Below are 12,759 nucleotides of genomic sequence, written 5' to 3' on the forward strand. Positions count from 1 at the left end.
CCGGCAGCAGAAGGGGGCCTCCGCGATCCGCGGAGGCCCCCTTTCGCATGCCGGGGAAGGGGTCAGGCCGCGTCGATCCACTCGGTGAGGGTGGGCAGCGGGGCCGGGAGGGCGCCGATCGGGTGTCCGGGGGCCAGTGCGGCCGCGGAGGCGGTGCCCAGGGCGTCGATGGCGTCGAAGACGCGCTCGCAGTTGCCGCCGCCGCGGTGCACGAAGAACTCCTCGACCCGGGCCCGGTGTTCGGGCTGGACGGTGAAGTCGCGGGCGATGGCGGCGATGATCTCGTCGACGGCCTGGTCGACGGTACGGCAGACCGGGCCGAAGCCGTGCTCGGCGAGGTTGAAGTAGCCGCGCTTGTAGTGCCGGCCGTAGAAGTCCTCCTCGTCGAAGGGGACGTAGACCAGCGGGATGCCCATGTAGGCCACGTCGAAGAACACCGACGAGTAGTCGGTGACCATCAGCGAACACTCCTTCATCGCCTGCTGCACGTTGCGGGTGTGCGGGTCGGCGACGTGGATGGACGGCGAGGAGAACTGGAAGGTGTGCAGGTAGGGGCGGATCTCGTAGTGCGGGAAGAATTCGAGGTCCACGCCGAAGTGGTCCAGGGCGCGGCCGAGACGGGAGTCGGAGAGCAGCGTCTTGTAGAAGCGGTAGTACTCGGACTGGGTGAAGCTGGTCCGCGCCGGTCCGGCGGACTTCTTGTACGACGCGGTGACGATCCACTGCCGCCAGGTGGGCATCAGCAGGATGCGCGGCTTGTCGCGGCGCTCGCGCTGGAGGGCGTCGAAGCGCGGGAAGCCGACCGGTTGGGCGCGGTCGCCGTAGCCGGCCTCCTGGGCCATGAAGTCGCGCTCCTGGCGGCCGGCGGTGACCAGCAGGTCGTAGCTGGCGATGCGCTGGTCGGCGCCGGAGGTCACGTCGTTGTAGGTGACGCCGTGCTGGAGGAACACCCGCTGGTACTTGACCAGTTCGCCGAAGCGGTGCAGGAAGAGCGCCTTCTTGTAGCCCTCGGGGACCAGGTAGGACTCGGAGTCGTAGGAGCCGATGAGCTTGGTCGCGTGGAGCAGGTACAGGCGGTGCTTGAAGGAGCCCAGTTTCAGGACGTTCCCGTACGGGGCGACCTTGGCGTGGTCGGCCGAGGCCGCGTCGATGACGTAGTACACGTTGCGGCGCTTGCGGTGGGTCCGGGCCCACTTGAAGAAGTGGTACGAGTTGTCCTGCGCGGTGTCGGAGCGCTCGCCGACCAGCCAGATCTCCTTGCCGTTGAGGAAGGGATAGGTCAGCCAGTAGGCGAGGCGCATCCGCCAGCCGGGGTTGCGGGTGCGCAGGATGCGCAGTTCGCGGCCGGCCCGCCACATCGCGTGCTTGAGGCGGGCGGTGCGGCCGGGGGCGACCAGGCGCAGATGCAGGGCGTCCTGGGCACCGATGGTCAGCATGTAGGGGTACCGGCCGACCTTGCCCGGGCCCTTGAGGCGGTGCAGGGCGAGGCGGGCCTTCATGACGACGTTGCGGTGCCGGGTGCCGTCCGGGCGGTGCACCCGCAGCCGGAAGTCGCCGACCCCGAAGCCGGTCTCGGCGAGCCGGGCGGCGGGGATCTCCGCGTACCAGCCGGCGTACAGGTCCCGGCCGCCTCGCGCGTTGCTCAGGTCGCGGCGGTAAACCTGGGTCAGCGGGACGGTGACCTTGGTGTCGCGGACCTGGTGGACGAGTTCGAGGCGGTTGCCCATCGGGCCGTCGAGGTCCAGGCCGGGGAAGGCCATGCAGCCCTCCAGGACCAGCACGTCGTCCCGGGTGCGGACGCTCTCCACCACCACGTTGGGGTCCTTGACCCGGGCCGCGGCGCTGTGCTGCCGGCCGCCGGGGAAGGTGCGGTAGAAGCCGTCGTCGTCGATCTCCACGACCGGCGGGGCGGCGGCGAGCGCCGGTTCCGGGTCGGCGAACAGCGGGAAGTTCCCGGTGCGGGCCGCGTAGTGGTCGAGCTGCTGGGCGGGGCTGGTGACGAACTCGGTGATGACGTCGTCGGGGATCTGCGCGTAGTGCCGGTGGATGTCCGGGAACATCTCGGCGAGCTGTGAACGGCCCATCACGTTGCGGGCGTTGCACAGGAAACCTTTGTAGGTGCGGGTGGCGTAGCGCTGGAACATCCGGCGGATCTCCGGGCGTTCCTCGGCGCTGTAGTGCAGCAGGAAGTGGTTGAGCCGCAGGTGGTCGCGGTAGTTGACGGGCTTGCTCCACAGCGAGTCCATGATGGACGAGCCGTCGGGGCGGCCCCGGTACCAGTAGACGGGCCGGTCCACGATACTCAGCGAGCCGGCGCGGAGCATGGCGGGCAGGGTCAGCCAGGCGTCCTCGAAGTGCACGCCCTCGCCGAAGCGCAGGCCGAGCCGGCGCAGCAGGGCCGTGCCGAAGAGCTTGTTGCAGGCCGAGCCGCTGAAGATCATGTCGGGGATCTCGGCGAAGTCGGTGACCAGCCGGTCGCCCTGCCCGAAGTAGTCCTTCCAGGGGCCGTAGGGCCGGTCGGGGAAGTTGACGAGGTCGCCCATGACGACCTCGGAGCCGTCGCGGTGGGCGGCTTCGAGCATCGCGGCGAGGGCGTCCTCGCCGAGGATGTCGTCGGAGTCGAGGAAGGTGACGTACGGCGCGACGACCCGGTCCAGGCCGGTGTTGCGGGCGTTGCCGAGGCCGCCGTTGCGCTGGTGGACGACGGTGACGTTGGCGTAGTGGGCGGCGAACCGTTCCAGCATCCGGGGCGTCTCGTCGGTGGCGCCGTCGTCGACCAGGATCACCTGGGTCTCGGCGAAGCCGCGCTGGGCGGCCAGGGAGCCGAGGCAGTCGTCGAGGTACTTGGCCACGTTGTAGCAGGGGACGACGACGGCGAGCTGGAAGGGGCCGGTGAGCTGCCGGATCGGCGGGTGGACGCGGTCGCGCCACCACATCCAGGGGGCGTCGGGGTCGTTCTGCTCGGTCTCGAAGGTGCGCCGGCCCGCGGTGGCGGAGCGCAGGGCGAGGTTGCCGCTGACGGTGCGGTAGCCCTCGTACTCCTCGCCGTCCCGGTCGAAGGTGAGGCCCTCCAGTGTGAGGTCGCGGACGTTGAGCGCGGAGCGGGAGCGGCTGCGCTTCCACTCCACGATCACCGAGACGTTCCACACCGTGCTGTCGGCGAGGTCGTCGCCGAGCAGCTTCACCAGGTCGGCGCTGCCCTCGAAGGTCAGCAGGCGTTCGCCGACGGAGACCTCGCGGACCGGGACTACCACGTCCTTCTTGGTGTGCCGGTTGCGGACCGCCAGGGAGAGGGAGACCGGGTCGCCGGGGGCGATCCGCCCGAAGCGGTTGACCAGTTCCCCGGCGTACGACAGTTCGGTGCGCGTCACCCGCCAGTCGGTGAGCTGGGCGAACAGCGGGAGCTGGGTGACCGGGGCGGCGGCCAGGCCCAGTTCGGTGACGTCGAGCATGCGGCGGGCGTCGGGCAGGTGCAGATGGTCGGCGGACCAGTAGACCCGGCCGTCCTCCTCGACGAGGTGGGAGGAGAAGACGCTCTTGCGCTGGGTGTAGTCCAGCGTGGTGAGGGCGGCCTCGATCTCCTCGTACATCAGGAAGTACGCGCGCACCCGGTCGACCGGCCCGCACAGCCCGAAGGCCTCCTCGCTCAGCGAGAACAGGTAGGAGCTGACGATGTCGGCGAACCGCTGCTGGAACCCGGCGTCGCCCTCGGCGAGGGCGCGCATGTACAGCCTGAGGTCGTGGGTGAGGAACTTGGCGTCCTTGCGCACCTTCAACTGCCACAGCCCGCGCTCCAGCAGGAACCGGTCGGTGGCCCGGTGCACCGCGATCCGGTCGGTGATGCTGCGCAGTTCGCCGGTGCGGCCGGTGATGGAGGCGCCGTCCGGCTCCCACATCCAGCGGTAGACGGGCTCGGTGATCACCGTGATGCCCCGGGCGAGGCAGCCGGCGACGGTGGAGAAGTAGGTGTCCTCGTAGAACACCCCCTCGGGGAACCAGACGCCGTACGAGCGCAGGAACTCCACGCTGTAGAGCTTGGCGGCGGCGATCGGGTCGGAGAGCAGGAGCGGGAACTCCTCCAGGCCGGAGACGGTACGGCCCATCGCGTAGACCTCGGGTGCCCAGGGCTCGGTGTCGCCGGTGGCCCGGTTGACCCGGACGGCCTGGCCGGCGGTGATGTCGCTGCCGGACTCCAGGGCGCTGGCGACCAGCCGTTCGCAGGCGCGCGGCGGGAGTTCGTCGTCCGCGTCGAGGAACGTCACCCAGCGGCCCTCGGCCTGGGCGATGCCCCAGTTGCGCGGGGCGCCGACCCCGCCGCTGTTCTCCTTGCGGCGCAGCACCCGGACCCGGGGGTCGGTGCCCGCGAAGCTGGCGACGACCTCGATGGTGCCGTCGGTGGAGGCGTCGTCGACGACGATCACCTCGACCGGTTCGTAGGTCTGGTTCAGGGCCGACTGGAGCGCCTTGCCGATCGTGGTGGCCGCGTTGTGGGCGGGGATGACGACGGTGACCCGGGAGTTGCCGCCGTCGTACTCGGCGTGGGGGGTCTCTGCTCCGGGTCTCATCGGTAGTCCTCCCGGCCCGCCGGGATCCGGCGGGCCGCGCCCCCTGCGATCTGGGTGAGGGGCATCGTGTCGCCGTGCGGTGCGGGGATGTGCGAGAGCCCCTCGAGCACGGTGTTGGGCTTCGGGTACGGCTGGAAGAACGGGTCGTCCTCCGGCGCCGGGGCCTGGTAACGCTCGTCGGCGAGCAGGGCGTCGGCCGCGGCGCGGCGGTGGCGGCCCCGGTGCAGCTGCGGGGCGATGGTGCCGGTGGTGCCGGAGGCGGGGCTGAGCTCCTCCATGACCCTGGTGTAGTCGCGGGTGGAGAGCCAGAACTTGTACATGATGACGAGTTCGAAGAGCAGCAGCAGGGCCGCCGAGACAGCGGTGGTCCACAGGATCCGGCCGATCAGCGGACCGACGATGAAGACGAACATCTGGAACTCGATGCCGCTGATGAGGTGCGGGCGGATCCGGGTGCGCAGCATGGCCCGGCGGATCCGGGTGTACCAGGGGAACTGGCCGCGGAACTGCTCGTGCAGGTCGACGACGTTGCCGGTGCCGGCCTCGGCGCGCAGGGTCTCGGCGGGGGTGTGGGGGTTGTCGCGGAGCAGGTCCTCCATGAAGACGACCGGCGCGCCGTCGGCGGTCTCCCGCCCCTTGACGGAACGTTCCTGCACAGCCGTGGCCTCGGCCTCGGCCTCGGCCTCGGCGCGGGTCCGGGTGACCTTCTCGATCCTGGTCCGCATCGACATGCGCATCTTGTAGATCTGGAGCGCGTCGACGTAGCGGAGCATGTCGAGGAAGACCACGACGAGGGCGGCCACCAGGTAGCGCTCGTCGTCGTGCGGCAGGAACTGGCCGCCCATCAGGGCGAGGGCGCAGAACAGCACCCGGATGCGGTCGAAGACGTAGTCGAGCCAGCCGCCGAAGACGGTGCCGTTGCCCTTGAGGCGGGCCAGCTTGCCGTCGATGCAGTCGAGGATGAAGCTCAGGTGGTAGAGCAGCGCCCCGATGATCAGGGACTTCCGGTCGCCCTCCAGGAAGAAACCGCCCGCGGCCAGGCCGATGAACAGCGCCGCCCAGGTGACCCGGTTCGGGGTGATGAACCGGAAGCGGGCGACGACGAGCAGCAGTCGGGTGGCGACGGGGTCGACGAGGAAGACCGTCCACCAGGCGTCTCGTTTCTTGCAGGTCAGTTTTTGGACAGCCCGCAGCGAAAGCCTGGCCATAACCCCCCAGTCACCCCTCAAACAGGACACATCGGCCTGTTGATTTCACAGGCCAATCACATAAGCGACCCGAACTTTAACAATCCTTCACTTACGTGTCGACGCGCATTGACCTGGGATTGACCGCGACGTTGATCACAGGCAACCCGTACAACTATTTGCGATCTTCACATCGGAGAACCGTGGGGCGCTCTTGGGGCAGGCTTGACTCAGGCCTTACGGACGGGAGGGATCGCTGCCCCGGCAAGGGTTTTCCGGCCGGAATCAAGCCATCCGCCTGCCCTCGGACAGGATGGGAATCCAGCCATCCGCTTGGCAGTTCGACAGGCCGGGCTCAGTCCCCCGCCGGGCGCCAGCCGGCCAGCACCAGCCCGTCCCGGCTCTCGTCCCGGCGGGCCACCAGCAGCCGCCCGCCGGGCATCCGGGTCGCCACGGCGAGCTGCCCGGCACGGCTGACGGCCGCGGCCGGAGCGCCGTACGAGGGCGCGCCGGCGTCCTGCCACCACACCCCCGTGTCCGGCCGGCCCGCGGGATGCGCGCCGAGCGAGCAGGTCCCGTCGGCGCCCCGGCCGACCAGCACCGAGTAGCCCCAGCCCGCGAGTTCGGCGCCCCCGGCCGCGGACGGCGCGCCGGAGCCGCTCTCCGGGCCGTCGAGCGGGTAGGGGCCGGGGGCACCCGGCCGCCAGAAGCAGGTGCGGCCGGTGCGGGCGTCGCGGAAGAGGACCGCGCCCGGCTCGGCCGCCGGGGCCAGGCTGCCCGGGCGGGCGGCGAACGGCAGCGTGCGGTCCTCGCTCCAGGTGCCGTCCGGTCCCGGGCACCAGCGGAGCACGGCCGAGGTGTCCCTGGCCCGTGCGAACAGCTCGACCCCGCCGTGCTCGGCGGTCACCGCGACCAGGTCGTCGGCGACCCGCAGCCCGCTCAGGTGCCGCCACGGCGTCCACGTGCCGTCGGCCGACCGGCGGCGGTGACTGACGCTGTGCCCGAAGTTGCGGACGAAGACCACGAGATCCCCGGCGGCGTCGAAAGCGGCCGCGGGGAAGCCCACTTCGCGTCCCTTGCGCCAGGCGGCGGCGTTCGGGCCGCCGAGCGAGTGCCAGGGGGTGAGCAGTCGCCCGGTGCGGTACTGGGCGGCGTGCACCACCTCGACGTCCACCCCGCCGTCACCGCGCGCGGTCCTGCGCAGCCCGAGCAGATGGGGCAGCCCGTGCGGATCACGGACCACGAGCAGACCGGGCAACAGGCCCGGTCCCTCCAGCAGCTCCGGGCCGCGCCACCGGCCGCCGGGCAGCTCCTCGTACCAGCGCACCACCCCTGCGGCCGTCGGCCAGAAGGCGGTGAGCCGGCCGTCGAAGCCGGCCGAGAGCCAGTTCACCGGCGCCGGGTGGCGCGGGGTGCCGTCGCCGCCCGGGCCCTGCTCGGCGCGCAGGCAGTCGACGTACAACGGCCGTCCCGTCCCGGCCTGATGGGCCCGGGCCGCGGCGAGCGCCACGGCCGCGGTCTCGGCGTGCGCGTCCGGCACCCCGTAGGAGGGCATCCCGCTCGCCTCGTCCAGGCCGGTGTGCACGGGGTCGGGGTCGAGGGTGTGCAGCCGTTCCGGATCGAGTGCGCGCAGTTCCTCCCGCAGGGCCGGCAGTGCCTGCCGCGGGTCGGTGTCCAGCACCCGGGGGCCGCCGCGCACCCGGCAGCCCCGGCTCTCGGCGGCGGCGAGCGCCCGGTCGAGGGCCGCCCGGCCGTCCTTGCCGCCGGGCCGCAGGCAGACCACGGCGATCTCGAGGCCGGGCGCCTCCCGTTCGACCACGGCCACCGCGTCCCGGGGTTCCGGTACGACGACGGCGACCCGGTGCCCGCGGCCGTCCGGTGTACGGCCCGCGGATCCGGTCGGGCCGGACCTGCGCGTCATGCCTTCACGTCCTTCTCATGTCCGTCGCCTCGCGCGCTCACAGCGGGCTCCAGTCGCCCAGGCTCAGCCCCGGGCCATCGTCCTGGCGGGCCAGCGCGAGCCCGCCGTCCTCGGTCAGCGCCAGCAGCACGACCCGTCCGAGGCCGTCGCGGGCCAGTACGGGATCGCCCTGGCAGACGGTGCCGGTGTCGGTCCACCAGACGCCGTGGTGCTCCTCCTCGGCACCGCACGCGCCCAGCACGATCCGGCCCTCGGTGTCGCGGTGGGCCAGCACCGTGCAGGGGTGTCCGTCGAGAGCGGTGGCGAGCGCCGCGTGCCGTCCGTCGCCCGGGTTCCCGCCGAGCGGCACCGGCCAGGAGCCGGGGCGTACGGCGACGGCACCGCCGCCCACCGCGTCGGTGAGGTAGTAGGTGATCCGTCCCGGCGAGGTCTCCAGACCGCAGGCGGACCCGGGCAGCGGTACGACGGCGAGGTCGGGGCCCCGCTCCGGTACCGCGCCCGGCCCGGCCTGACACCAGGTCAGGGCGCCGGTGCGGGTGGGGGCGAGGAGGTGCAGCTGGCCGGTTGCGGTGGCCACGGCAGCCGGGGTGTCGAGGACGGCCGCGACCTTGAGGTCCAGCCAGGGCTCCCAGCGGCCCCGGGCGTCCTCGCGCCGCAGGGCCAGCCGCCCCTCCGCCGTGGCCACCAGGATGTGCAGGGCGCCCGACGCGTCGACGACGGCGGTGGGGGTGCCCATCTGGGCGGTGCGTTCCCGCTTGGCGTGCGGGTTGCCGGCGGACCGCCACTCGCTCAGCGGGCGGCCCGCCTGGTACTGGATCGCGTAGACCAGGTCCACGGCCGGCGGCGCGTCCCCGGTGGAGCGGGCCCGGCGGCCGACGAGGTGGGCGTAGCGGTTGTGGCCCTGGGCGACGGTGAGTTCGGTCACGTTCTTGACCGGCAGCACGTCCGGGCCGGTCCAGTCGGGGCCGCCCGGGCGGGTCTCCGTCCAGCGCAGCACGGCGTCGTCGACCTGCGCGTAGGCGATGAGCCGGCCGTCGTGCCCGGTGAGGAGCCAGGGCCCGGACCGCACCGTGCGGCCCGCCGGGGCTCCGCCGGCCGGCCGCACCCCGGGGGCACGGTCGCGCACGGGAGCGGCCATCAGCGCCGGGCCTCCGGATGGCGCCGGCACCAGCCCGCCCAGGCCGAGGCGACCATCGTGCGGGCGTCGTGGCGGGCCGTCCAGCCCAGTTCGGCGCGGATGCGGTCGGCGGAGGCGACCACCCGTGCCGGGTCTCCGGCGCGGCGCGGCGCGTGGACCGGGTCGGCCGCCGGGCCGTAGCCGGTGACCTCGCCGATCAGCGTGATCATCTCGCGTACGGAAACGCCCTCCCCGCGCCCGATGTTGACCGTCAGGTCGCTGCCGGGCTCCCGGCCGGGCAGCGCACGGGCGGCGGCGAGATGAGCGGCGGCGATGTCCTCGACGTGGATGAAGTCCCGTACGCAGGTGCCGTCCGGGGTGTCGTAGTCGTCGCCGAAGATCACGGGGGCGCTGCCCTGGGTGAGCTTCTCGAAGACCATCGGGACGAGGTTGGAGACGCCCGTGTCGGCGAGGCGCGCGTCGGCCGCCCCGGCGACGTTGAAGTACCGCAGGCAGGCGGTGGTCATCCCGTGCGCCCGGCCCGCGGCACGCACCAGCCACTCCCCCGCCAGCTTGGTCTCGCCGTACGGGTTGAGCGGGGCGCAGGGGGTGTTTTCGGTCACCAGGTCCACGTCGGGCATGCCGTACACGGCGGCGGAGGACGAGAACAGGAAGTGCCGTACGCCGGTGTCGGCGGCCGCCTCCAGCAGGGTCTCCAGGCCGTGCACGTTCTCGCGGTAGTAGTGCAACGGCCGTTCCACCGACTCGCCGACCTGCTTCTTGGCCGCCAGGTGGACCACGCCGTCGATCCCGAGGTCGGACAGGGTGCGCCGCAGGAGGGTGCCGTCGAGCACCGAGCCCTTGACGAAGGTCACACCGTCGGGGACGCGGGCGGGGTCGCCCGTCGAGAGGTCGTCGTACACCGCGACGCGCTCACCGGCGGTGAGCATCGCGCGGACGACATGGGCGCCGATGAAGCCGGCACCGCCTGTTATCAGCCACGTCATGGCGCGCATACTATTTCTTTGGCTGGTGTTTACAAATACATCACGGGTTGGGCATGATCGTGCGATCGTCCGCCCCTTGTGCGGTTTCGACCGGGCAGCACCACCGGGACCGGCCTCCCCCCATCCGAGTCCTCACGCCACAGCACCGCCCCGCCGGGGCACGATCTTTGAGGATTCGAAGCAGGATGAGTCATGTCTCGACGCCCCAGCTCAGCGATGCCGACGCGCCCCCCGGGCGCGGCGGCGGGCGAGGCCGCAAGCGCGAGCGCACCGGCGGGCGCCGCAGGGGCCGCTGGATCCTGATCTCGCTGGCAGTCCTGGTCGCCGCCGGCGGAGGCACCGCCTACTGGCTCTACAGCGGCATCGACGGCAACATCAAGGGCGTCGACATCGACAAGGCGATCGGCGACGACCGTCCGGAAAAACTGCCCACTTCGGGACAGAACATACTGATTCTCGGCTCGGACTCACGGGCCGGCGCCAACGCGAAGCTGAACACCGGCAAGGTCTCCGGGGCCCGTTCGGACACCGCGCTGGTGATGCACATACCCGAGGGCCGCAAGCAGGCCGTCGCGGTCAGCATCCCCCGCGACACCCTGGTGACCCGCCCGAAGTGCACCAGTCCGCACGGTTCTACGATCGCCTCCGCACAGCGTGTGATGTTCAACTCCATCTACTCCCAGGTCGGCCCCGCCTGCGTCGTCAAGACCGTGGAGCAGATGTCCGGGGTCCGCATGGACCACTACGTCGAGGTCGACTTCGCCGGCTTCAAGGACCTGGTGGACGCGATAGGCGGGGTGACCGTCACCGTCGACCAGGACATCCACGACACCTCCAGCGGCCTCGACCTCACCAAGGGCACCCACCGGCTGAACGGCGCCGAGTCCCTGCAGTTCGTCCGCACCCGGCACGGCATCGGCGACGGCAGCGACCTCGGCCGGATCGGCCTCCAGCAGCAGTTCATGATCGCCCTGCTCGCGGAGATCCAGAAGCAGGACCTGCTGGGCAGCCCGGTCAAGGCGTACAAGATCGCCGACAAGCTGACCGCGGCGCTCACCACCGACTCCGAACTCGCCTCGCTCACCAAGCTCGCGGAGTTCGGCCGGAGCCTCAACGGCGTCAACCCTTCCACCATGGAGACGATCATGCTCCCGGTGGCGTACGACAAGGTCGACCCGAACCGCGTGGTGGCCGCCGAGCCACACGCCTCGACCCTGTGGAAGGCGATCCGCGCCGACGCCACGGTCCCCGAGTCCGCCAAGAAGTCCCCCGCCACCGGCGGCTGACGTCACATCAGGCCTGGCGCCAGGCCTCCAGCGCCAGCCCCGGTTCGTCCTTGCGGCGGGTGAGCAGAAGCTGGCCGGTGGACGGGGACAGGGCCGCCGCGGTGACCCGGTCGTCCTCGTCCGTAGTCAGGGCGACCGTCGCGTCGGCCGGGAGCTGGGACCCCGACTCGGTCCACCAGGCACCGGCCCGCTCGTCCTCCGTGGGGTACGCGGCGAAGGCCACCCGGCCGCTCGCCGAGCGCTGGGCGAGCAGGGTGCAGTCGTACCCGTCGAGTTCGCAGCGGACCGCGGCGACCGGGCCGGGCCCGGCGGAGGGCAGCAGGGTGTACGGCTTGCCGCCGGGACGCCAGGCGCAGAGGTCACCGGCTACGTCGCTGTAGTAGAGGGTCGTACTCGCCGGGGAGGTGGCGAGTGCGGTGAGGGTGCCCGGACGGACCGGGGTCTCCAGCGCCTCCAGCAGCACGGGCGGCTTCCCCGCCTCCTCCTGCCGCCAGTACACGATCCCGCCCGGTACGGCCGCGTACACCTCCACCCGCCCCGACTCACCGGTCACCGCCGCGAGCCCGTCCTCGACCAGCCGGCCCTTCAGATCGCGCCAGGGCTCCCAGCCGCCCTTCTCCTTCTGGGCGACCATGCTTACCCCGCGTCCCCGGTTGCGGACGAAGACATGGGCACGGCCCCGCGCATCCACCGCGACGGCCGGGGCGCCGGTGACCTCGCCCTTCTTGCCGGGGTGGCCGATCGGCTGCCAGTCCAGGGCGGCCAGGTGCGGACGGTAGTGGGTGGAGTGGACCAGCCCCGACTCGCCCTTCACCGTGGGCCGCCAGGCGACCAGGTGGGCGTATCCGTTGGTACCCCGGCCCACCGAGAAACCGGGGTGCAGCCGCTGGTCGCCGCCCATCTTCCGGGGGGTGCCCCAGGGACCGCCGGGGCCGCGCTCCGCCCGGCACAGCACGGCATCACCCGACGGCAGATAGACACTGAGCCGGCCGTCACGGCCGCGGAGGAGCCAGTCGCCGTTCACCGCTTCACTCTAAGCGGGGCCGTTCGGGGCAGTGGCCCGGCCCCCGGGCGTGCGAGGCTGGGGGCATGGATGACGAAGCTCCCCTGCTGGTGATCGTCGACGGCGCGAACGTCGTCGGGTCGCGGCCGGACGGCTGGTGGCGGGACCGCAAGGGGGCCGCCGAGCGGCTGCGCGACCGGCTGGCCGAGCGGGGCCTGCCCGGCCACCCGACCCCGGTGGAACTGGTGCTCGTCGTCGAGGGCGCGGCCCGCGGGGTGGAGTCGGTGCCCGGGGTACGGGTGGAGCCGGCGTCCGGCAGCGGCGACGACCGGATCGTCGAACTGACCGCCGACGCCCCCCGCCGCCCCCGCCTCGTCGTCACCGCCGACCGCGAACTACGGTGCAGAGTCACGGAGTTGGGTGCCGAGGTAATCGGCCCGAGCGCACTGCTCCACTGACCGACACCTCGCCACGACTACGCCCGCCGCACCGCGGAACCCAGGATCGCCCGCACCCGCCACTCCGTCGAGCCGAGCCGGTCCCAGCCACACCCGCCGCACCGCGGAACCAGGCCTGACCGCACCCGCCACTCCGTCGAGCCGAGCCGGTCCCAGCCACACCCGCCGCACCGCGGAACCAGGCCTGACCGCACCCGCCACTCCGTCGAGCCGAG

9 protein-coding genes are annotated in these 12,759 nt (G+C 72.1%); 2 read left to right on the plus strand and 7 right to left on the minus strand.

Annotation, left to right across the window (positions count from 1 at the left end):
* Positions 1-62: 62 nt before the first annotated feature.
* The 5 genes from AB0N16_RS02345 to galE form a co-directional block, all read right to left on the minus strand.
* The gene (locus tag AB0N16_RS02345) at positions 63-4,565 is read right to left on the minus strand and encodes a glycosyltransferase (protein WP_365792151.1); all 4,503 of its coding nucleotides are present in this window, start codon (positions 4,563-4,565) and stop codon (positions 63-65) included.
* Positions 4,562-5,773 (minus strand): CDP-alcohol phosphatidyltransferase family protein, encoded by a 1,212-nt coding sequence (locus tag AB0N16_RS02350; RefSeq protein ID WP_365792153.1) that lies wholly within the window; start codon positions 5,771-5,773, stop codon positions 4,562-4,564. The genes AB0N16_RS02345 and AB0N16_RS02350 overlap by 4 nt, the downstream gene beginning before the upstream one ends.
* A gap of 334 nt (positions 5,774-6,107) precedes the next feature.
* Positions 6,108-7,673, minus strand: a complete 1,566-nt coding sequence (locus tag AB0N16_RS02355) for a hypothetical protein (protein ID WP_365792155.1) — start codon at positions 7,671-7,673, stop codon at positions 6,108-6,110.
* A gap of 37 nt (positions 7,674-7,710) precedes the next feature.
* Positions 7,711-8,811, minus strand: a complete 1,101-nt coding sequence (locus AB0N16_RS02360) for a hypothetical protein (protein WP_365792157.1) — start codon at positions 8,809-8,811, stop codon at positions 7,711-7,713.
* Complete coding sequence (gene galE / locus AB0N16_RS02365; RefSeq protein ID WP_365792159.1) at positions 8,811-9,797, minus strand: UDP-glucose 4-epimerase GalE; 987 nt, start codon at positions 9,795-9,797, stop codon at positions 8,811-8,813. Before galE ends, AB0N16_RS02360 begins: the two co-directional genes overlap by 1 nt.
* Positions 9,798-9,982: 185 nt before the next feature.
* On the opposite strand from galE, the gene AB0N16_RS02370 reads away from it, so the two are divergent.
* A complete protein-coding gene (locus AB0N16_RS02370; RefSeq protein ID WP_365792161.1) occupies positions 9,983-11,083 on the plus strand; it encodes an LCP family protein in 1,101 nt (366 codons plus the stop codon).
* 7 nt (positions 11,084-11,090) lie between these two features.
* Here AB0N16_RS02370 and AB0N16_RS02375 read toward each other — a convergent pair whose 3' ends face one another.
* On the minus strand, positions 11,091-12,107 hold the full coding sequence (locus tag AB0N16_RS02375) for a hypothetical protein (protein WP_365792163.1): 1,017 nt from the start codon (positions 12,105-12,107) through the stop codon (positions 11,091-11,093).
* Between the two features lie 65 nt (positions 12,108-12,172).
* On the opposite strand from AB0N16_RS02375, the gene AB0N16_RS02380 reads away from it, so the two are divergent.
* A complete protein-coding gene (locus AB0N16_RS02380) occupies positions 12,173-12,544 on the plus strand; it encodes an NTP pyrophosphohydrolase (protein WP_365792165.1) in 372 nt (123 codons plus the stop codon).
* 17 nt (positions 12,545-12,561) lie between these two features.
* Here AB0N16_RS02380 and AB0N16_RS02385 read toward each other — a convergent pair.
* Positions 12,562-12,759 (minus strand): hypothetical protein (locus AB0N16_RS02385; protein ID WP_365792167.1); only part of this gene is annotated, 198 nt, incomplete at its 5' end.

It is taken from the genome of Streptomyces sp. NPDC051105, assembly GCF_040682795.1.
Lineage (GTDB): Bacteria > Actinomycetota > Actinomycetes > Streptomycetales > Streptomycetaceae > Streptomyces.

Coding starts and splice junctions, on each gene's coding strand:
- AB0N16_RS02350 (WP_365792153.1), bottom strand. CDS start 5,773: ATGGCCAGGCTTTCGCTGCGGGCTGTCCAAAAACTGACCTGCAAGAAA.
- AB0N16_RS02360 (WP_365792157.1), bottom strand. CDS start 8,811: ATGGCCGCTCCCGTGCGCGACCGTGCCCCCGGGGTGCGGCCGGCCGGC.
- AB0N16_RS02380 (WP_365792165.1), top strand. CDS start 12,173: ATGGATGACGAAGCTCCCCTGCTGGTGATCGTCGACGGCGCGAACGTC.
- AB0N16_RS02370 (WP_365792161.1), top strand. CDS start 9,983: ATGAGTCATGTCTCGACGCCCCAGCTCAGCGATGCCGACGCGCCCCCC.
- galE (WP_365792159.1), bottom strand. CDS start 9,797: ATGACGTGGCTGATAACAGGCGGTGCCGGCTTCATCGGCGCCCATGTC.
- AB0N16_RS02355 (WP_365792155.1), bottom strand. CDS start 7,673: ATGACGCGCAGGTCCGGCCCGACCGGATCCGCGGGCCGTACACCGGAC.
- AB0N16_RS02345 (WP_365792151.1), bottom strand. CDS start 4,565: ATGAGACCCGGAGCAGAGACCCCCCACGCCGAGTACGACGGCGGCAAC.